This is a genomic window from Archangium sp. (genome assembly GCF_036388035.1).
GTDB lineage: Bacteria > Myxococcota > Myxococcia > Myxococcales > Myxococcaceae > Archangium.
In genome coordinates this window covers 1-18,954 of record NZ_DASVSO010000933.1, presented here as the reverse complement: position 1 = coordinate 18,954, position 18,954 = coordinate 1, and the positions used below count along the sequence as shown (strand labels likewise).

At 69.5% G+C, this 18,954-nt stretch carries 17 protein-coding genes and 1 pseudogene; 6 read left to right on the top strand and 12 right to left on the bottom strand.

The window, feature by feature from the left end:
• Positions 1-374: pseudogene (locus VF697_RS38840) on the bottom strand (hypothetical protein); the annotation flags it as partial.
• Between the two features lie 488 nt (positions 375-862).
• On the opposite strand from VF697_RS38840, the gene VF697_RS38835 reads away from it, so the two are divergent.
• Positions 863-1,846, top strand: coding sequence for a terpene synthase family protein (locus VF697_RS38835; protein WP_331103114.1), 984 nt, complete (start codon positions 863-865; stop codon positions 1,844-1,846).
• 69 nt (positions 1,847-1,915) lie between these two features.
• Here the strand turns inward: VF697_RS38835 and VF697_RS38830 are convergent, their stop codons facing one another.
• The 5 genes from VF697_RS38830 to VF697_RS38810 all read right to left on the bottom strand — a co-directional run bounded on the left by VF697_RS38830 (position 1,916) and on the right by VF697_RS38810 (position 6,544).
• Complete coding sequence (locus VF697_RS38830) at positions 1,916-2,533, bottom strand: TIGR02265 family protein (RefSeq protein WP_331103112.1); 618 nt, start codon at positions 2,531-2,533, stop codon at positions 1,916-1,918.
• A 97-nt stretch (positions 2,534-2,630) separates the two neighbouring features.
• A complete protein-coding gene (locus VF697_RS38825) occupies positions 2,631-3,326 on the bottom strand; it encodes a c-type cytochrome (RefSeq protein WP_331103110.1) in 696 nt (231 codons plus the stop codon).
• A complete protein-coding gene (locus VF697_RS38820; protein WP_414641432.1) occupies positions 3,323-4,531 on the bottom strand; it encodes a YncE family protein in 1,209 nt (402 codons plus the stop codon). Before VF697_RS38820 ends, VF697_RS38825 begins: the two co-directional genes overlap by 4 nt.
• 17 nt (positions 4,532-4,548) lie before the next feature.
• A complete protein-coding gene (locus VF697_RS38815; protein WP_331103108.1) occupies positions 4,549-5,163 on the bottom strand; it encodes a hypothetical protein in 615 nt (204 codons plus the stop codon).
• A gap of 4 nt (positions 5,164-5,167) precedes the next feature.
• Positions 5,168-6,544, bottom strand: a complete 1,377-nt coding sequence (locus tag VF697_RS38810) for a sialidase family protein (protein ID WP_331103106.1) — start codon at positions 6,542-6,544, stop codon at positions 5,168-5,170.
• Positions 6,545-6,736: 192 nt separating this feature from the next.
• Between VF697_RS38810 and VF697_RS38805 the strand changes: the two genes are divergently transcribed.
• Together VF697_RS38805 and VF697_RS38800 are read left to right on the top strand one after the other, a co-directional pair.
• Positions 6,737-8,314, top strand: a complete 1,578-nt coding sequence (locus VF697_RS38805; protein WP_331103104.1) for a hypothetical protein — start codon at positions 6,737-6,739, stop codon at positions 8,312-8,314.
• A gap of 67 nt (positions 8,315-8,381) precedes the next feature.
• Positions 8,382-9,116, top strand: coding sequence for a class I SAM-dependent methyltransferase (locus tag VF697_RS38800; RefSeq protein WP_331103102.1), 735 nt, complete (start codon positions 8,382-8,384; stop codon positions 9,114-9,116).
• A 15-nt stretch (positions 9,117-9,131) separates the two neighbouring features.
• Here VF697_RS38800 and VF697_RS38795 read toward each other — a convergent pair whose 3' ends face one another.
• From VF697_RS38795 to VF697_RS38785, 3 genes are all read right to left on the bottom strand, one after another.
• On the bottom strand, positions 9,132-9,398 hold the full coding sequence (locus tag VF697_RS38795) for an IS66 family transposase (protein WP_331103118.1): 267 nt from the start codon (positions 9,396-9,398) through the stop codon (positions 9,132-9,134).
• 74 nt (positions 9,399-9,472) lie between these two features.
• The gene (locus VF697_RS38790; protein ID WP_414641430.1) at positions 9,473-9,829 is read right to left on the bottom strand and encodes a DUF2019 domain-containing protein; all 357 of its coding nucleotides are present in this window, start codon (positions 9,827-9,829) and stop codon (positions 9,473-9,475) included.
• The gene (locus tag VF697_RS38785) at positions 9,823-11,217 is read right to left on the bottom strand and encodes a hypothetical protein (RefSeq protein ID WP_331103100.1); all 1,395 of its coding nucleotides are present in this window, start codon (positions 11,215-11,217) and stop codon (positions 9,823-9,825) included. The genes VF697_RS38790 and VF697_RS38785 overlap by 7 nt, the downstream gene beginning before the upstream one ends.
• 244 nt (positions 11,218-11,461) lie before the next feature.
• Between VF697_RS38785 and VF697_RS43435 the strand changes: the two genes are divergently transcribed.
• Positions 11,462-12,136, top strand: coding sequence for an IS66 family transposase (locus VF697_RS43435; protein ID WP_349257542.1), 675 nt, complete (start codon positions 11,462-11,464; stop codon positions 12,134-12,136).
• On the opposite strand, the gene VF697_RS38780 is transcribed toward VF697_RS43435, so the two are convergent.
• The 3 genes from VF697_RS38780 to VF697_RS38770 form a co-directional block, all read right to left on the bottom strand.
• Entirely contained in the window at positions 12,040-13,323 is a 1,284-nt protein-coding gene (locus tag VF697_RS38780) for an SEC-C domain-containing protein (protein ID WP_331103098.1), read from the bottom strand. The two genes, VF697_RS43435 and VF697_RS38780, sit on opposite strands and share 97 nt — an antisense overlap.
• A gap of 98 nt (positions 13,324-13,421) precedes the next feature.
• On the bottom strand, positions 13,422-14,618 hold the full coding sequence (locus tag VF697_RS38775; RefSeq protein ID WP_331103096.1) for an OmpP1/FadL family transporter: 1,197 nt from the start codon (positions 14,616-14,618) through the stop codon (positions 13,422-13,424).
• Between the two features lie 27 nt (positions 14,619-14,645).
• Entirely contained in the window at positions 14,646-17,531 is a 2,886-nt protein-coding gene (locus VF697_RS38770) for a hypothetical protein (RefSeq protein ID WP_331103094.1), read from the bottom strand.
• A gap of 227 nt (positions 17,532-17,758) precedes the next feature.
• On the opposite strand from VF697_RS38770, the gene VF697_RS38765 reads away from it, so the two are divergent.
• Positions 17,759-18,349, top strand: coding sequence for a hypothetical protein (locus VF697_RS38765; protein ID WP_331103092.1), 591 nt, complete (start codon positions 17,759-17,761; stop codon positions 18,347-18,349).
• A 323-nt stretch (positions 18,350-18,672) separates the two neighbouring features.
• Positions 18,673-18,954: hypothetical protein (locus VF697_RS38760; RefSeq protein WP_331103090.1), on the top strand; the 282-nt coding region annotated here is incomplete at its 3' end.

Here is an 18,954-nt window from a genome sequence, read left to right as displayed (position 1 = left end):
GGCTTCGCGCTCGCCGTCGACTTCGCGCTCGCCGTCTGACGGGTGGTGGGCTTGGCGACCTCGGCGGAAGCCGCCTGCTTCCGAGCCGGAGTCCGGCTGGTCGTCTCGGGCTTGGCCACCTTCTTCGCCGCGGACTTGGCTGGAGCCTTCGCCGCCACCTTCCGGGCCTGCGCCTTCTTGCGGTAGCGCTTCACGGTCTCGGCGTGGGCCTGCCCGTAGTGGGGGGTAGGAAGGGGCGTGGGTGTGGTGGCTTGCTCCTCATCCTTGGCCAGAGTGGTCTTGCTCTCATCGTTGCCCAGCCGGGGGCCCGAGCCTTTGAAGACCTGGGCGGGCTGCTGCGAACGGAAGGGTTCGAAACTGTAGGTTCTACCCATGCATGTCTCCCTGCCTGCTTACACGTCGGCTGCTCCAAAGGTAGGGAGCGTCCTCAGGTTGTGGAATGGCTCCTGGGACAAGAGCGTCGCCGGTCCCTCACCTGCCCGGGGGTCCCGGGTCCTCGCGGACCTGCCACCCCCATCGTTGGAGATGCCGCATTCCGTTCCGGGGGGAAACCCGGCGGGCGCCTTCCAGGCCAACGCGAACACTCCACGAAAAAGGGAGGGATTGCCCCCGCGCGTCTGAAAACTTCCGCCGGCTCCGGTTTCGGCGGGGGCGGGGCACGAATGACCTACCGGGTCTCAATCACCTACCCGGAACGGGAGAAAAAACCGGAATGCGGTGAAAGCCAGGGTGGAATTCTACGGGCCCTCTCCCCGAGGGGCGCGCGGGCGTATGGCGCGCGGGCAGGCGGAGGAGCTCCCGGTCTCCCCTTTGCACAGGACTCCTCCCGGGTTGGACACGCAGACCGGAGGGGAAGTTCACCATGAGCGACTTTCATCTTCCCAAGCTGTATTGCCCCTTCACCCCGGAGCTCCACCCTCAGATGAAGGACATCGAGGGCGAGGCGCTGGAGCGCTGGGCGAAGCTGCTGGGGCTGCACTCGAGGCACAGCGTGTTCCGCAAGCTGCAGCGCAGCCACTTCCCGGTGCTGCTGGGCCGCTGCCACCCCACGGCGCCCAAGGAGCGGATCCGCGCGGCGCTCGACTTCCTCATCTGGAACTTCTCCTGGGATGACCAGGTGGACGTGGGCCATGTGCCCGCCGACTGGGTGCGCCAGCAGAGCGAGATGGCGCTGGCGGTGCTGCAGGGAGCCATCCCCTACCACGACGCGCCGCCGCTGCTCTGGCTGTTGGCGAGCATCCGCGAGCGGATGGTGGAGCTGATGGAACCCGAGTGGATGGAGCGCTTCATCAAGGCCTGCCACGCCTACTTCACGGGCACCATCTGGGAGGCGGAGATACGCGGCCAGCGCGAGTGCCTCGACGTGGACACCTATATCGAGCTGCGCCGCCTGTCGGTGGGCACCTACATGGTGTTCACGCAGATCGAGGCCATCGAGGGCTTCCTCCTGCCGGAGGAGGTGCTGTCCCACCCCGCCCTCACCCAGCTCACCGTGGTGGCCACGGACGTCATCGCCTGGGCGAACGACCTCTTCTCGCTGGCGCAGGACATGAAGGACGAGTTCCACCCCAACCTGGTGTTCTCGCTGCAAAAGCAGCACGGGCTGGAGCTGCAGGACGCCATCAACCAGGCGGTGGAGATGCACGACGAGGCCGTGCGGCACTTCCTGGAACTGGAGAAGAACCTGCCCTCGTTCGGCGAGCACGACGCGCAGGTGGCCAGCTACGTCACGGGCATGCGCCGCTGGATTCGCGCCAACGTGGACTGGTCCATCATGACGGGCCGCTACCAGGAGGCCGAGCCCGAGGTCCAGGCCGCTCCCGTCCGGCACATGCGCGTGGCCTGAGCACCCGGCCACGGGCCGCGAGGGATCCGCCGGGGTGGCTTCACCCGGCGGCCCGCGTCCCCGGAGCGCTCACTCCCAGGAGAAGTCCACCTCGCACGCCGTCAGCCCCACCTGGCGTCCGGTGACCTGGATGCCCTGGAGATTGGCGGCCGCGAGCATCTGCTGCACCGAGCCGGCGAAGTAGGCGACGGGCATGGCGTTGGTATAGGAGAGCCGGCCGCTCTTGGGGCCGAGCCACTTCATCGAGCAGGCGCCGTGGTCCCAGGCCGTCCGGTAGGCCGTGGGCAGGCTGTCGACGAGGCGCTTGGGATCCTTGTTGCTCACCAGCGAGAGCAGCATCTTGCCCGTGGTGGACTCGAGGAAGCGCGGCGCGACCCGGTACCCGAGCTGATGGAGCGCCCCATCGAAGCCCCCGTACTTGCCGCTCAGCTCCTTCGCGGCGGTGTAGACGACCTTGAGCAGGGTGGAGACGGGGTAGGAGAAGAAGGCGGTGAAGCTCCCGCCCCCGGCCGCCTCGATGCAGCGCTTCGCGGCGTCCTCACCCACCTGGCTCTTCACCACGTCCAGCGCGGCGGTGAAGAGGAAGCCGCGCGTGGTGTCCTTGGGCGTGAGCACGGCCAGGCGCTGTTCCAACTCCTTGTGGGCCGCGGACGGCTGGGACGGCTGCGCTGACGGAGTGCTGTTCATTCATTCCTCCACCGGGGGAGACACGTCTTCCACCCCGAGTGATGACGGGGCGGTGCTCTCACTTTCTTAGCATGACAGGGATTGGCCTGTCGGTGCCTTACAGGCCGAGATAGGCCAGGAGCGCGCCGAGGTCCTTGTCGGACAAAGCTTCGCGGCTGTAGGGCGGCATATTTCCACCCACGCCGAAGAAACGGCCGTGGCGCACCTTCTCGATGAACACCAGCCCCGGGGAGGTGCCCGGGAAGAGCTCGCCGTACGCGTTGGCGACCTCGGGCAGCACGGGCGCCAGCTCCGTCTTGCGACCCTTGCCGGTGTGAGCCTCGCCATGACAGTCCAGGCACGCGGACGTGTACACGGCCGCGCCCCACTCGGCGGTGCCGCGCGGCACGTCGGTGATGTCCTTGACGATGGTGAAGGGCTGTGCCGGTACGTCCGTGTCCGGGCTGATGCTCGCCAGGTACTCGTAGAGGGCGCGGCTCTTCGGGTCCTCCGGTGCGAGCGGGGTGACGCCGCGCATGAAGGCCGTGTAGCAGAAGTTCACCGCGTCCAGCAGGCGCGTCTCGTAGCCGCCCCACCAGCTCGGACGCGAGGCCGCGTTGTAGAGCGAGTGGCCCGCGTACACCTTGCCCGGCTCGGGCGTGGCCGTCGTCGCGTGGCACGTGGCGCACGAGAAGGTGTTGTACTGGCTCTCCGACAGCTTCGGGTCGCGGAACAACTCCTCGCCGTACTCCACCGCGGGCGTCGGGCCGCAGCCCACCGCGAGCAGCACCGCTCCCAACCACAGCCCTCTCATGGCTTCCTCCGCAGGATGCCCACCGAGTCCGGGAAGATTCCCACCTTCACCGTCTTCACCACCGTGTTCGCCTTCAGGTCCAGCACGTGCACCGTGCCCGGGCCCTGGTGGTCGCCCTCGCACACCGCGAGCCCGTGCTTGCCGTCCGGCGTGAGCTCCACCTGGTGCACGTTGATGCAGCCGGCGGACGCGAGCGCAATCGTCCCCACTTCCCGGGGCGGCGTCGTGGTCGTGTCGAAGACAGCCACCTCGTCACGCATCTGGTAGGGCATGTAGAGCGTCCGGCCATCGGTACTGACGACGCCGAACATGGGCTTTCCGCTCCGGTAGATGCCGCGCTCGGGCCGGAAGGTGAGCGACTCGGGATCCAAGAACTGCACGGCGCCGCTCTTGAGCGAGCTCACCCACAGCGCGCCGTCCGTGGGCGACACGGTGAGCGCATAGGGCTCGTGCCGGGGGGCCAGCGCGCTGCCCGCGTTGTCCGCCACCTTGATGGGGGTGACGGGGTAGCCCTCGGTGTCCAGCCGCACCACGGCCACCTCGTCCGAGATGCACGCGACATAGGCCCGCTTCTCGTCCGGGGAGAGGCGCACCGCGTGCGGCGCCGGGCACACCGACACCATCGCCCTGCGCGTCATCGTCTCCGCGTCGAGGATGGCCAGGCGCGCGTTCATCTCCTGCTGGGTGCCACCGCGCTTCGCGACCTCGGTAATCTTCACCATGTCGAAGTGCGTCTGGTACAGCGTGCGCCCGTCCGCGCTGAGGACGAGGTCCCCCGGGTTACGGTCCACGCGCACCGAGCCCACCAGCCGGTTGTCCCGCGCATCCAGCTTGAGGCAGTAGCCGTCGGCGGTGCCGGTGCCGTGCGAGCCATGCGGGCCCGAGCCGCCGCCGGGCACGAAGTAGGACAGGCCCACGTAGTAGTAATCGCCGCGAGGGGAGAAGGCGGCATGGTGCGGCCCCTCCAGCTCCACGGGGTTGAGCCCCACCGGCACGCGCGCCAGCTCGCCCCAGTCCGGCGAGCCCAGCGAGTCCAGGTCCAGCAGGCTCAGGGTGTCGTCGAGGCTGTTGGTGACGACGATGCGTCCGCCGCCCAGCGGAGGCAGCTCCCTGCCGGCGGGCCACGGCGAGTCGATGGCGTAGTCGAGCTCCGGCACCGTGTCCTCGGTGGAGGTGCACGCCCCGAGCGCGAGCGGGGCGAGCAGCGCGAGCAGGTGGCGCTTCACGGTGCCCCCCGGCGGAAGGTGCGCGGCGTGGCGAGCTGGAAGGGGCCCTCGGTGACGCGGTTGTCCTTGAGGTAGGCGCTCGTCACCTGCACGCGGAGGTCCCCGGCGTTCTTGCCCAGCTCGGCCCACGAGGTGGCGTCGAGCTGCCAGAACAGCTCCGAGGTCAGCACCTGGGCCACGGGGCACTTGGCGCCGGGCGTGGACACCTCCACCCAGTAGAGCTCGCCCGTGTACGGGGGCAGGTGCGCGTGGGCGGTGGGGACGAGCAGCTCGCCCAGCCACGCGGTGAAGGAGCGGGGGGCGCGGGGCGCCGCGAGCGCGAGCGCGCCCGGGGCGGAGCGCTGGAGCGAGGAGTGCAGGGGCGAGGTCCACTCCCAGCGGGGCGGGGTGGCGTTGGCCGTGTAGGCCTCGCCCTCGGAGGGGGAGAGGAGGGTGACGGCGCGGGAGGCGTCCGGGGCCTTGGTGCGCGCGTCCACCATGGCGCGCCAGGCCTCGTCCGTCGCCTTGCCCGCGTAGAGGGGCTCACCGCACTCGGAGTCGCTCGCGTCGCAGGCGGACAGGGAGAGGGCGAGGGCGGCCACGCAGGCGGTGCGGAGGTGTCTCGGGTTCATGGCGTCAGTTCTCCGGGTTGCGCCGCCGGAAGCGGCGGAGGAGGGTCAGGGCGAGGAAGCCGGCGGCGGGCACCAGTCCCCCCGTGGTCGAGCACCCGTCCGGCTTGGACGGAGGCTTGGGGTCACCGGGCGGCGTGCCGGCATCGGGCGTGCCGGGGCCGGGGTCCACGGTGCCCGCGTCCAGCTCCCCCGTGCCGGCATCCGCGTCCGACTCCTCTGGAGGCAGGGTCGGGTCGGCGCCGATGGTCTCCGCGAACTGCGGCCAGTACCGCCGGCAGGTGTCATGCACGGGGGTGTCCTTGGGGCAGGCGGTGGGCAGGAGCTGGGGCAGGTTGAGCAGGGGCGTGTACGAGTCGCCCTCGTCGGTGGTGCGCGCCAGGGCCCAGTCATGGAGCCGGCTGGCGCCGCAGACGAGGAGGGCCTCGCCCTGACGCTGCACGCAGGCATTGCCCTCGGGCAGTGACAGGAGGACGGCGCGCTCCCGGTTGCGCGAGCGGTAGAGGCTCACCTGGGTGGCCACCCAGAGGGTGTTCCCATCGGCGGAGGTCTCCAGGCCGATGAAGACATCATTGAGCCCGTCTTCCGTCTGGTTGGCGGGGTAGAGGACGGAGGTGAAGGTGCGCCCGCCGTCCTGGCTCTCCAGGATGTACGTGCGGAGCTGGGAGGTGACGCGGGCCCAGAGGCGATTCGGGTCCGTGTCGGACACCTTCAGGACGAAGAGGTCATAGGGCCGCGCCTTGGTGGAGTACTCGGGGAAGGGCTGGGGAATCTCCTCCCAGGTGGCGCCCTCGTTGTCGCTGCGGAAGAGGCGCAGCCCGTCGGGCGTGGCGCCGGAGACGTAGAGGCGCCGCGTGTCCGAGGGGGCCACCTTCACGGCGGTGAAGACGGCATCGGTGCGCTGCAGCGTGGCGGTGAAGGTCTCTCCGCCATCGTCGCTGCGGAAGACGCCATTGGAGACGCCGGAGCGGGCCGTCGTCACCCACAGGCGCGAGGGCTGGGAGGCGGGCGACGCGACGCTCATGGGCCAGAGGCCCTGGGAGGTGAAGTACGCGTGCGGCGTCCAGGTGCAGCCGTTGTCCTTCGAGCGGATGAGGTGGGCGCCGGTGGCCGCGAGCAGGGTGCCGTCGGGCTGCCACAGGTAGGACTCGGGGAGCCAGCCGCCGGTGCCGAGGCCCTCGCGGCACAGCAAGCGCCAGGTCTTCCCGTTGTCACGGGTCAGCACCGCGCCGAAGGTGGCGCCGAGCAGCATGTCCTCGGGGTGGTCCCGGCGCACGGTGACGCTGGTGGTGTCGGGAAAGCCCGCGTGCGCGAGTGCGGGAGCGGCGGGCCACACGAGCGGTGTCAGCAGCACCCAGGCGCGGACTGGAGGCAGGAGTTTCATGGGGAGGTACTCCGTGGGCGGAGCCCGCACGATAAACGCCGCGGGCCACCCGGTATACCGGCGCGAGCGAGGGGCGGGGCCGATATACGGCCATTGCCTGCTCGTTCCCTGGGCGTGCGCGGAGGCCGCTCTCCGGGAGGGGACGCGGTGGCGCTATCGTGCCCGCTCCGTGTCTGAAAGGGGACTGCTCACATGAGTTGGACACGTCGTGCCCATGCCGTGCTGCTGGTCGGAGGGCTGTCGCTGCTGGGCTGCCGCCCCGAGGAAACGCCAACCCCTCCCCCCCCCACCACCACCGATGCGGAGGGGGACTGGGCGGACACCGGCCGCTACGCCGCGTGCGAGGCGCTCTCCCCCACCCAGGGCGAGGTGTGTGGGGACCCGGCGACCTTCCAGCTCGCCGGGTGTGACAAGGCCTCGCTGGGCGGACTGGCGCGGGACGGCATCTTCACCATGGTGTACCGCGGCGACAGCGCGCCGCCCGCCATCGGCGCGGGCTCCTTCCGCATCTCGGGGGACGGCAGCCGCGACTTCTTCCGGGGGGGAGCGCCGACGCAGCGTCAGGTGGACGCGGACGACTTCTTCCTGTCGAGCACGCGGCGGACGTCCGAGACGGTCTCCCAGCGCACCTCCCTCGTGGGGTGCCGGGCCGAGGGCCCCCGGCTGTATGGGTGCTACGTCAACTGCCGCAACGGCCGGGTGATCGGCGCGGGCACCTTCCTGGCGGAGAAGTGGGAGCCGCGCGCGGGCGAGGCCGAGGCCTCGGGGCTGCGGCTCGTCTCCGAGTCGTTCGTGGCGCCGGGCCTGCCCGTGGACATCTACGTCACCCAGGGCCATGCCTACGTGGTGTCCGTTCGCGACGGCACCGAGGGGGGAGGGCTCTCGGTCTTCGACGTGAGCGACAAGAGCGCGCCGGTGCTGAGGAAGACGATCAGCCTGCCGGCGGACAACTACTGGAACGGGGTGTGGGCGAAGGGCAGCGCGCTCTACGTGGCGAGCGCGAGCACGGGCGTCATCGTCTTCGACATCTCGAACCCGGCGGATCCACAGTTGCTGCGCAGCTACCCGTCGGGAGCGGGGCAGATCGACGTGCACACCGTCTTCGTGGAGGGGGAGCGGCTGTACGCCATGTCCACGTCCCCGAGCCCGAAGACGCTCATCTTCGACATCCACGAGCCCCTGACGCCGGTGCTGCTCGGGGAGTACGCGGAGCCGGGAGCGGGCAGCGACCCGCGGGTGGGCTTCCCGCATGATGCGCTGGCCTACGACGGGCGGCTGTACATCAACCACTGGTCGAGCGGGTACCTCATCGTGGACGTGAGCGACCCGACCCAGACGCGGAAGCTGGGGGCGTACACCTACCCGTACTCGACGAGCCACGCGAACGCGGTGGCGCGGTTCGGGGACAGGCTCATCGCCTTCGAGGGAGGGGAGAGCTGGGGCGCGCACCTGCGGGTGGTGGACGTGACGGATCCGGCGAACCCGATGCGGATCGGCGAGTACAAGCTGGAGGAGCGCGCCTCCATCCACAACATGGTGCTCAAGGACCAGCGGCTCTACATCGCGTACTACCATCACGGGGTGAGGGTGCTGGACGTGTCCACGCCGGAGAGCCCGAGGGAGGTGGCCTACTACAACACCTTCCGCGAGACGGATCCGGAGCGGGGCAAGAGCTTCTACGAGGGAGCGATTGGCATGCGTGTGCCGGGAGACGGGTACGTGTATGTCATCGACACCTCGCGAGGCCTGCTCCTCTTCCCGGAGCCCTGAAGCCCTTCGAACCGTGGACACGGGAGCCCAGGGGAATACGCTCGGCGCCTCTTTGACGGAGGCAGTCATGATCCCGAGTGTCTTCCCCCCGCAGCGACTTTCGCTCTTCCTCTGCGCCGCCGTGCTCCTGTCGACCGGGGCGTGCACGCACCGGGGCTCCACGGGAGCGGAGGCCGGACACGAGCCGCCGCCCCACGCGCGGCGGGAGCACGGAGCGCACCACGGGGCGATGCCGCACCGCTTCGAGGACGCGGAGGAGTGGGCGAAGCGCTTCGAGGAGCCGGGGCGGGACGCGTGGCAGAAGCCGGACGAGGTGGTGGCGGCGCTGGCGCTGACGCCGGACGCGAAGGTGGCGGACATCGGCTCGGCGACGGGCTACTTCGCGGTGAGGCTGGCGCGGGCGGTGCCGAAGGGGCACGTGTACGGCGTGGACGTCGAGCCGGACATGGCGCGCTACCTGGGCGAGCGCGCGCGGCGCGAGGGCCTGAGCAACCTGGAGGCGGTGCTGGGCGAGCCGGCGGATCCGAAGCTGCCGGAGCCGGTGGACGTGGCGCTCATCGTAAACACGTACCACCACATTGGTGAGCGGGTGACGTGGCTGCGGCGGCTGGGGGAGAAGCTGAACCCCGGTGCGCGGGTGGTGGTCATCGACTTCCGGAAGGAGTCGCCGAAGGGCCCACCGCCGGAGCACAAGCTGTCACCCGAGCAGGTGCGCGAGGAGCTGGAAGCGGCGGGCTACCGCCTGACGCGGACGCACGACTTCCTGCCGGACCAGTACTTCCTGGTGTTCCAGCGCGGCTGAGCGCGTGGAGCCGGGTCACGTCACGTTCTTGAACCGCGTGCCCGTGATTCCGGCGCGTTCCATGGCCACCTTGACTTGAACGATGGGCGTGGTGCCAATGCCAGCGAGGGAGAAGGCGAGAGGTGTTTCATCCGCCTGCGCCACCGGCTGGGCGGCAATCCTTTCCAAGAGCCTGTCGGCCAGCGGCGCCAACTCCCGGGTCGCCAGATGGAAGAGGTCGGTGAGCGTGCTGCGCGCCATGGGCACCCCCTGCCTCTCCAGGGCTCTGGCCAGCCGGTGCAGCGGCAGGGATCCAGGGGTGACCTTCCTGGCTCACTCTCTCGAGACGCCGATCTTCGGACGGGTACGCCCGACTCTCAATCAACATCAAGGCGCCAAGTGCCGTCGTCCCAGTACTTCAACACCCGAGACGCCAAGAAGGGGACCATGCCCTTCCCCTTGGCTGCTTCCTCAAGGACGGGCTTTGCCTGCTCCGGTCTGTCACTGAGCAAACACGCCGCCGCGTTGACTCGAACATCCATGCGCGGATGCGTTAACAGTCCCGTGAGCGCATCCCGCCCGGCCTCGCCGTGATCGCGTAGCTTCTTGTAAGCGGCTATGTATCGCTTCGCATACTTGTTCCCGCCCTTCCGGTCACCCCGCATGATCGCGTCAGTCTGCGCCGCTACGTTTTGGGCGAAGTCCTCCACGATGCTCCCCAGTTCCATCACCATACCCCATTCTTGATATTCTCAATTGCAAGCAATGCGAACTCCCGCTGAGCCTCATAGGATTGAGTGCTGAGCCATTGCCTCACCGTCAGACGTGAGGATCTGGTGGCGGTCCACTGAATCGACGAGTAGAAGGCGCTTACCTCGTCGTGCAGCGGCTTATCTAGACCAACAACATTCTCGGTGTTGTGGATAGCCTCGCCTCCAAATCGCTTGACGTTCCCCTTGGTCTGCTCAACCAGGTGGTGCCACTCCTTGCCTTGGCCCGCTGGCCCCATGGCCGACTTGAAGCCACTGAACGACCCCCACGCCCTGTGTCCGTTGGGGAGTAGTTTACCCCGAGCCGGGGCAGGACTCCCAGCGCCAACACCCCGGGCAGCCATGGCCACGACATGAGGCGCCACCACCATACGGATGGTCCCCTCTGACACAGAGAAAATAAGCCGCTCGGCCCCGGTTGCCGCATCCAGCAGGCCCAAGCCGGCGCTAGCCGCGACTCTCTCCGACGCTTGCGCGAATCCGGGGAGCTTTGGGACCCTGGAAGCAAGGGCCGCCGTCTCACCAATGGTCACCGTCGCAACTATCACGAGAATCCGCACGCTGTTGGGACCGATGACACGCCCGAAACGCTCGCCAAGCTCGCGCAGTTCCGCAAAGGTAGAGGCTCGGGGCGCATCCTCGTAAAGCCGCGCATAGGCCCGCAGCAAATCGAAGAACTCATAACCGAGATAACCCCACAGCGCCGCGCTAAACACCAAGGCCGCGCCCTTCGTTATTGGCTCGGGCACGGGTGTCAATAGCAGGGCCATATAAACCGTGACGCTGATGCTGATCATCGCGAGCATTCGCGTAGGGTCGAGCATGGCACGCACTTCCGCGTTTACGCCCTCCAGGGCAGGGCCTACCGCCAGGGCAAGCGCGAGGCTGCGCTTGTCGTCATCTTGGAAGCCGGGCCCGTCTTCAAACAGCGTCAGACAGTCTCCCGGGGTGCCGCACCGCTCGCAGTGGCGTCCATACGAGCGGGCCAGGTCTGAGTGCCAGGCTTCGCCACTCACGGGCGCGGAAGCCAGCGCCAGCCTACGGCCGACATACATTGGAGCGCGGGCGGCTGCCACCCGCAGCGGCGTGTTGAGCCAAAGCGTTGCCATAGCCGCCGAAAACTCCGCGTCACTCACCTGCACCGGCGCGAAGTCCGTTGGCAGCTTGGAAAAAATAGCCTCTCCCTGGCCTCCGTCTTCGGCTTCCGACTCCAGCGCCCACGTTACGGGTGAGTCGTGCGGCACGGGCGGACGGTATCGGGAAGCCGTCAACCCTCCAGCCATGGGGGCCCCCGTGGCGCACGCTGTAACCAGCATCAACACCGCCAGGGCCAGCGCACCCACGCGGGCCATCGCACCCACGCGCAAGGGCCGCCGTGTGCCCACGTGGGGAGAATCGACAGAATGCCTGGACATTGCCGCACCTCTCCGGGCGAGCCGCCCGAGTTGGAAGCCAAACCCGCCGATTACAGAGAACGGCTGACGGCTAGGTCAAGCCGTCGGGTCTGGTGAGTTGCCGAGAACCCATTAGGTAGGTTGTGCCTGGCCGCTCCGGAGCTACTGCCAGACAGGTGCTGGGTGACACAAGGGCATAGCCATGGTGGATGGCTATGCCGCCTACCAGACGGCGACGAAGTCCGGTGCGGATGGACCGGTCTCCTGCTCCCTGGTGTTTTGCTGGGCTCACGTGCGACGCAAATTCGTGGAGGCCCAGAAGGTGGCCCCCGCGTGCGCCGAGGTGCTGTCTCTCATGGGGCAGCTGTATGCCATTGAGGCCGACTTGCCCGACCCGCACGCGCTGCGGGGGGATCAACAGGCCGCAGCACTCGTGCAACGGCTCGCGGTGCGACAGGAGAAGTCCGCCCCGTTGGTGCTCTATGAGCGGGGCCAACCCGGCAGCCGTTCAGCGCATCATGAGGCACACCGATCCGCGCATCACGACGGAGACCTATGGCCACCTGACCCCAGCTACCTGCGGGTGGAAGTGGATCGGCTCTCCTTCGGACTACCCGCTGACCTGGCAGGCGGGCAGGACACCCGGCCCGCAGGGGCTTGTGGCGCTGGGACCGCAAGGCGCGGCGCCGTTTGCTGCATCCTTGCTGTAAGCCCCCAACAGGGCCAGCAGCACGTCCGGAATCGGGGGAGAGGGTCTAACCCGAGTCCTTTCGGGGCGAATCACAACGCGACGGGGTGGCTGGCGAGCCAGAGCTGGGCGCGGTGGATGCGCTCGGCGGCGGCGGGCAGTTTCATGTCCGTGAGCAGCTTGCGGTAGGGCTCGAGGTCCCCGGGCGTCCACCGCGTCAGGGCCTCCAGGTCCGCGCGCACCACCTGCTCCTCGGCCGAGCGCGCCTGCGCCTCGTTGCGTGAGGTGAGGATGGCCGCCAGCACCATGCGCACCGGCTCCGCCTCGAAGGCCACGGCGGCGTCGGAGAAGAAGGCGCGCGTCGTCTCGTCGAGCTTCGGGTCCTGGGACTGGGCGCGCATCCGCTCCAGCATCCCCTCGATGAACTCCCGGTCATCCTGCAGCGCGGCCTTCGCCGCACCGAGGAAGCCCGTTACCGCCGTGCGTCGGGCCTCCGCGTCCTCCCCGGGATTCTTCAACGCGCGCAGCGGCTCCCAGAGGACGGTGGTGAGCCAGATCTGCTCCTCGGGGGTGAAGACGGAGGGCGTGGAGGGCTCGCGCATGGCGGCCTCCACCCGGGTCGAGCGCTCCCGGGCCTCGTGGGCGATGCGCGCGGCGAGCTTCGGGTCCCCCTCCACGTACTTCACCAGCGGCTCCATCTCGCCCTGGCCCGCCTTGCGGAGCGCGTCGCGGGCCTCGTCGGAGATGTCGTCCGCGCCCGAGACGAGCACCTCCAGCTTCGAGGCCAGCTCCTGGCGCTGGCGGGAGCTCCACTCGCGGAACTGCACGTCGAACACCACGTCCAGCACGGGCCGATCCTCGGGCTGGAACTTGCCACTCTTCGGCGTGGAGGCCAGCAGCGCCCCCAGGCACAGCGCCTGTCGATCCTCGGAGGACAGCCCGGCCGTGGTGGCCCGAGACAGCAGCGTGGCGCGCAGCCGCTCGAGGAAGGAGCGCGTGCCCAGCTCGCGCACGGTCCCCACGCGCAGCGTGTTCCGGGCCTGGGCGGGATCTCTCTCGACGGCCTCGTCCAGCCGCTCGAGCACGCGCGACACGTGCTTCTCGAAGGCCTCGGCGTCGAAGCGCAGGCCCGGGCCGGGTCCCCACTGCTTGAGCAGCTCGCCCAGGTGGCCCAGCGTCTCGGAGACGCGCGACATGTCCGAGTCGCCGAGCATGTCCATCGCCGCCTGCAAGTCCCTCGCGAGCGGGTGGGCGGGAGCGGCGGCGGGCGGAGCGACGGTCTCGCGCGCCCGATCCTCGGAGGCATGGCAGGCCTTGTACTTCTTGCCACTGCCGCAGGGGCAGGGGTCATTGCGTCCGGGCTTCTGACTGCTCACGGCGTTCCACCTCTGCGAAGAAAAGAACGAGGCCCGGCTTCCACTGGAGTGCCGAGCCCATCGTGCCCTTCATACCCTGCCTGACAGGGCGGGGGGTGTTACTGCGAGTAGCCGAGTGTCAGACCCATCACGTGGCCCATGCCGTTGTAGGTACCGGGCAGGGCCTCGAGGGTGCTCCGCTGGTCCCGCAGCACGACGAGCTGGTAGGCCAGATCCGCCCGGAGGGCGCCGAGCCTGTAGCCGGCGCCCAGGGCGAAGTTCAGGCGGTCGGCATCCGGCAGGTCCGGCGAGAGGGTGTTCTCGGGGGTGGGCGTCGGGTCGTAGATGAAGCCCGCGCGCACCGCCAGGGCGTCCGACACCCCGTACTCGCCGCCGAGGTGGAAGTTCCACCGGGTGTGCCAGTTCTTGTGCAGCGTCTGGCTGAACTGCGGCGTCGTCCGCAGCTCGACGGTGAGCTCCCGGGTGCTGCCCCAGTCGAACCAGTTGGCGTCGGCGGCCAGCGTCAGCCGCGGGAGCGGGTGGATGGCCACGCCCAGCCCGAGCGTGGCGGGCATCCTCCAGGTCAACGCGAACTCCTGGTCCGGCGGCACCAGCGCGACGGCCGGGGGCGGCACGTCCCGGAAGTCCGCGTCCCCCTCGAAGTCATGCGTCACCTGGCCGCGGTAGTGCGCTCCGACGGTGACCAGGCCCCGCGGCAGGTCCACCTGGAGGCCCGCGTTGTAGCCGAAGCCCCACGAGGTACCCGACAGCTCCACCAGGGCGCCGGGGATGAGCGGGTTGACGAAGCTCGTGAGGCCGAACATGCCGTACTGGAGCTGCACGCCGGCCCCGAGGCGCACCCAGTCCACGGGCGCGAAGGCCACCGTGGGGTTGAGGTTGAAGGTCTGCAGCTTCGACCGCTGGGCGAGGAAGCGTCCGGAGAAACCCTCCGGCCACTCGCTGTTGGCCCCGTAGGGAGTGAAGACACCCACGCCTGCCGCCACCTTGTCGTGCAGCTTGTAGGCGAAGTAGGCGTGAGCCGGGGGAGAGGGCGTGAACTGGCTCTCCTCCGTGCCACTGCCCTCGGGGGTGAAGCCCAGGTCCACGAGGATGAGCGAGTCCCCGAGCTGCACGTCCAGCGTGTTCACCCCGAGGATGCCCGCGGGGTTGTAGAAGATGGCCGAGGAGTCCCTCGCGCTCGCCACCCCCACCGAGCCCATGCCAGTGGCGCGGGACGCCTGGGTATCCACCGCGACGCCCGCCGCCTGGCTGGCGCTGGCGGCGAGCAGTGTCACGAACGTGAGTGTCTTCTTCATGCGCGAGCCCTTTCTCGCGAAGGTCCACTACCGTGTCAGGAATTGCACCGCGTCGTCCTGTGCTTGCTGGGTGATCAGCTCTTTGTGGAAGTTAGTCAGGAATCCGTGGCGGGCATCCCCTGGCAGGTCGGTCGCCGATGGGTCGAACCGGGTCGTGCTCAACATCTTGTCGGAGACACCGCGCCCGTTGGCCGCGTCGATGAGGGCCTGGGTGCTGGTGTTGGGGACGACCTTGTCGCCGGTGATGTATTGCACCAGCGCCGCGCGGCCCGCCGGAGCAGTTGCTCCGTTGCGCACGTACCAGGAGGCGTTGACGGGGTCGGCCGGGTCGAGAATCCACTGGGCGGTGCGCACGAAGGTGTCGAAGGCCGGGCTGCCTTGCGGCATCTGCTGGGAGGCGAGCGTCGTATAGAGCGCGGTGCGCATGGCCACGAAGTTCTTGTCGGTGGCCTCGTCGAGCAGCTGGGTGAGGCGCCCGCCGGGGACGTTGAGCACCGCACGGTGCACGTCCGGCGACACCGAGGTGTGCAGGGTGCCGAGGATGCCGCCGAGGCTCTGCCCCACGTAGTCGATGCGGCTGCCGTCCAGCGCGGGAGCCCCCAGCTCCGCGAGCTGCGCGTCGATGCCCGTGCCCTGGAGGACGCGGACGAGCTGGGCGAGGTCGATGACCTGCTGGCGGAAGTTGTCGCGGGTGGCGAAGAAGTTCTGCAGGTCCAGCATGTTCCAGCCGGAGATGAGCGCCGCGCCCGAGGTGAGGGCGAAGGAGCCGCCCTCGCACTTGTTCTCCTGGAGGCAGCGGCCCTGGCCCGCGGCGGCGCAGACGAGGTCCCCCGTGGTCTCGAAGTCGCAGGCCGCGCGGTTGTCGCGGGGCGTGCCCGGGCGCGCGATGCACCGGCCGTAGCTCGGGCTGGCCGGCTCCTGGTCACACTGCTGGGTGGTCCTGTCGGCGCACGCCCAGTCATCCGTGGCGGCGGCGGTGTTGAGCGCCTGCTTGAGGAAGCTCGCCGAGCCCACGCAGGTGCTGCGATCCCCGTGCCGCACGGTGTCCATGGCGACGACGGCGTAGCCGGCCCGGGCCAGCGTGTTGGCCATGGCCAGCATGTTCTGGTGGTTGCCCCGCAGGCCGTGGCCGAAGAGGGCCACCGGGTGGCCATTCACCTGCTCCGCGCGGGGAGGGGTGGCGGGCAGCACCACCAGGAAGGGGACGTGCTGGTAGCGCGCCTGCAGGACGAGCTTTCCGTCCGGGCCCCGCTGGGTGTTGAGCGTGCCGTCCTGGCGCGTCAGGCCGAAGGGCACCGCCAGGTAGCCCTGGAAGATGTCGCCGAGGCTGTCCTTGGGGAGCTTCGCCGGCATCTGCGCCTTCACGGTGTCGGTGACCTTCATCAACGAGGTAGGCGCGGCGGGCAGCTGCGCGTTACCCTCGCCCAGCCGCGCGGGCTGGTCGTGCAGCTCCTGGAGCGTGCTCACCGTGCTCTGCGTGGTGAAGGCCCACGAGAGGAGCAGGTCCTTGCGCGAGAGGCCCGCCTTGCCCAGCCCGTCGAGGAGCGGCTTGAAGGCCACGCGCCCCTTCTCCAACTGCTGCGCCTGCGCGTCCAGCACGCCGGACACCTGGCTCTTGCCCGCGGCGTCCACCAGCGGCGCGCTCGAGCGCAGCAGCGCGAAGGTGCCCGAGGGCACCACCCGCTGGCCCTTCTCGTTCTTCAGGCCCGTGGTCAGCACCACGGCATAGGTGGTCTTCTCGGCCAGGGGCAGGCGCGGGACGAACTGGAGCTGTGAGGGATTGGAAGGCGTGCTCCCATCCGCCTTCTTGCTGCTCGCGCAGTCGAGGCACACGTCCACGTCGAGCTGCGGCACGGCGCCGGTGGCGGTGACCTTCACGAAGCGCGTGGCGGCGGGGAGCAGCGAGGCCTGCAGCCGGCCCACGTCGATGGCGCCCAGTGTGTCGCTGTTCTCCGACACGATGGGCATGGTGGTGGAGAAGCCGTCCAGCCCATTCAGGCCCTGGAGCAGCGCCTTCTGCTCCGCCGGAGCGTTCGAGGGCACCGGCAGGCTCACGCGTCCGGTGTCCGGGTCTCGCAGCAGGTCATTGGGGAAGGGGACGACGTTGTTCTGCGGGTCGAACGTCGCCTCGGGCAGGCTCACCACGCGGAACGTCCACAGGAGGACCACGTCGTCGCGGGAGATGCCGCGGCGCTCCAGCGTGTCCAGCACCGGGGCGTACTGGAGGCGCAGCGTCTCCAGGCGCAGGGCGGTGGCCGCCTTCTCCCGGCGGGCCTCGACCTCGTCGTGCGAGGTGGAGGGGATGAGCGTCGTGGTGGCCCGGCAGGTGTCGGCCGTCCGCGCCACGCCTTCCTCGCACGTGACGAGCGGCTGGGGCGAGCGCAGCAGGTACCACGCGGGCGCGGCCACCACCGGCTTGTCCTCGGTGCCCTTCACGCCGTTGGCGCCGCCAATGACAGCCACCGCGTAGCGGCCGCCCTTCGGCCAGCCAGAGCGCGGCGGCGTCACGGTGAGCAGGCCCTTCTGCGCGTCGTAGCCGAGCTCCGGGGTGATGGCGGGCAGCCCCGCCTCGGGCGCGAGGTCGAGGAACAGCACGCTGCTGGCGCTCAGCGTGGCCGGGTCCAGGTCCGGGATGGCCGTGCTGGCCACCGCCGACGTCGGGAAGCCGTCGAGCGTGTTGAGGTAGTCCCGGGTGAACTCCTGCTGCGCCGCGGGGGCGCTCGGGTCCACGGGCGCCTCCACCAGCCCCGTCCTCGGATTGATGGCCAGGTCATTGGGCGTCGGCACGACTGGCGGCACCGCGGCCGGGTCGAACGAGGCGACCACGAACCCCACGGGCGGCTCATTCCCCGGTGGCTCACACGCGACAGCACCCAGGGCGAGCGCCCCGGCGACGACCCACGACTTCCTCATGGATGAGACCCCTTCACTGGGAGGATGGCGGGGCGGGCGTAGCACGTCCGTTGACATACGGAAAAAGGCGCACATGACGTGACGCGTCGAGTCATCCGAAAGGCGATGGGATTCATTCCACGGTCGGCCGCCGGGAGGTGGCAGGGCGCCGAGCGTGGGGCCGACCCGCCGCGTCGGGTGGGAAAGGGCCGGTGCCGCGGGAGCGTTCCCGGGTTAGGTTCGGCCCCATGAAAAAACTGCTCAGTGCGATGACGATGGTGGCGGCGGTGGGCACGGCCCACGCCCAGGCTCCGCAGGCGCAGCAGGCCCCGCATGCGCAGCCGCAACCCGCCGCGCAGGCCTCCGCGGAGGCGGGCGGCCTCACCTGGACGGCCCCCTCGGGCTGGGAGGCGCAGGGCGCCCGGCCCATGCGCGTGGCCACCTATCGCATCGCCGCCGCCAAGGGCGACGCGGACCCGGCCGAGCTGGCCATCTTCTACTTCGGCGAGGGCCAGGGCGGCGCGGTGGACGCCAACGTGAAGCGCTGGCTGGGCCAGTTCCAGAAGGCGGACGGCGCCCCGGTGACAGACAAGGACGCGCGCACCAAGAAGGAGACCGTCAGCGGGCTGCCCCTCACCACCGTGGACGTCAAGGGCACCTACACCGGCGGCGGCCCCATGATGGGCCCCTCCGCCCCCAAGCCCGGCTACCGCCTGCTGGGCGCCATCGTCGAGGGCCCCGAGGGCGCCATCTTCTTCAAGCTCACCGGCCCCGAGCGCACCGTCGCCAGCGCCGAGAAGGGCTTCCGCAAGCTGCTCGAGTCGGTGAAGAAGAAGTAGGAAAAAGTTTTCCCACTCAGCCTCTGAAGGCTCGAGAGGCATTGCGGCCCCCGCTCACATCCGGGGGGCCGCGTCCATCCGATGACACCCTGGAACGTCGAGCGGCTGACGCGGCTCCGGCTCGGGTGTCGGGCCCTTCACACGCAGTTGCGTTCCCACTGCACGCGGCCCCGGGCGGACACACGTTGGAGGTGAGCCGGGGCGTGTGCATTCCGACCCACCACTTCGCAACCCCACGAGTGAACGCGCCACCAGGGCTCCGCCTCCTCTCCCTGGATTCGGGGAGGTGCGTCCTCTGCCCCTTGCTTCGGATGGAATGAGCCATGAGATGTCCCGCCAAGACAGGCCCCCGGTCACTGTTGTCCCTCCTGACGCTGATGTTGCTGGCCGCGCTCGGCGTGGGGTGTAGCCAGCAGCGGCAGCCTCCGCCCGCCGAGCAGGTGGACCGAAAGCTCCTGGCGGAGGACTCGCGCGCCATGGCCCTGCGCTATGCGCAGTGGCGGCAGTCCCTCCACGCCCAGTCGCTGAAGACGGGGGCCAACCAGCAGATGCCGCTGGACCTCTCCGACGAGGTGCAGCACCGCTTCGTGATGAACCGGCTCCAG

Excerpts from the sequence above, each read along its gene's own strand:
- VF697_RS38835 (WP_331103114.1), top strand. The coding sequence starts at position 863 with ATGAGCGACTTTCATCTTCCCAAGCTGTATTGCCCCTTCACCCCGGAG.
- VF697_RS38830 (WP_331103112.1), bottom strand. The coding sequence starts at position 2,533 with ATGAACAGCACTCCGTCAGCGCAGCCGTCCCAGCCGTCCGCGGCCCAC.
- VF697_RS38825 (WP_331103110.1), bottom strand. The coding sequence starts at position 3,326 with ATGAGAGGGCTGTGGTTGGGAGCGGTGCTGCTCGCGGTGGGCTGCGGC.
- VF697_RS38815 (WP_331103108.1), bottom strand. The coding sequence starts at position 5,163 with ATGAACCCGAGACACCTCCGCACCGCCTGCGTGGCCGCCCTCGCCCTC.
- VF697_RS38810 (WP_331103106.1), bottom strand. The coding sequence starts at position 6,544 with ATGAAACTCCTGCCTCCAGTCCGCGCCTGGGTGCTGCTGACACCGCTC.
- VF697_RS38805 (WP_331103104.1), top strand. The coding sequence starts at position 6,737 with ATGAGTTGGACACGTCGTGCCCATGCCGTGCTGCTGGTCGGAGGGCTG.
- VF697_RS38800 (WP_331103102.1), top strand. The coding sequence starts at position 8,382 with ATGATCCCGAGTGTCTTCCCCCCGCAGCGACTTTCGCTCTTCCTCTGC.
- VF697_RS38790 (WP_414641430.1), bottom strand. The coding sequence starts at position 9,829 with ATGGTGATGGAACTGGGGAGCATCGTGGAGGACTTCGCCCAAAACGTA.
- VF697_RS38785 (WP_331103100.1), bottom strand. The coding sequence starts at position 11,217 with ATGGCCCGCGTGGGTGCGCTGGCCCTGGCGGTGTTGATGCTGGTTACA.
- VF697_RS43435 (WP_349257542.1), top strand. The coding sequence starts at position 11,462 with ATGGTGGATGGCTATGCCGCCTACCAGACGGCGACGAAGTCCGGTGCG.
- VF697_RS38775 (WP_331103096.1), bottom strand. The coding sequence starts at position 14,618 with ATGAAGAAGACACTCACGTTCGTGACACTGCTCGCCGCCAGCGCCAGC.
- VF697_RS38770 (WP_331103094.1), bottom strand. The coding sequence starts at position 17,531 with ATGAGGAAGTCGTGGGTCGTCGCCGGGGCGCTCGCCCTGGGTGCTGTC.
- VF697_RS38765 (WP_331103092.1), top strand. The coding sequence starts at position 17,759 with ATGAAAAAACTGCTCAGTGCGATGACGATGGTGGCGGCGGTGGGCACG.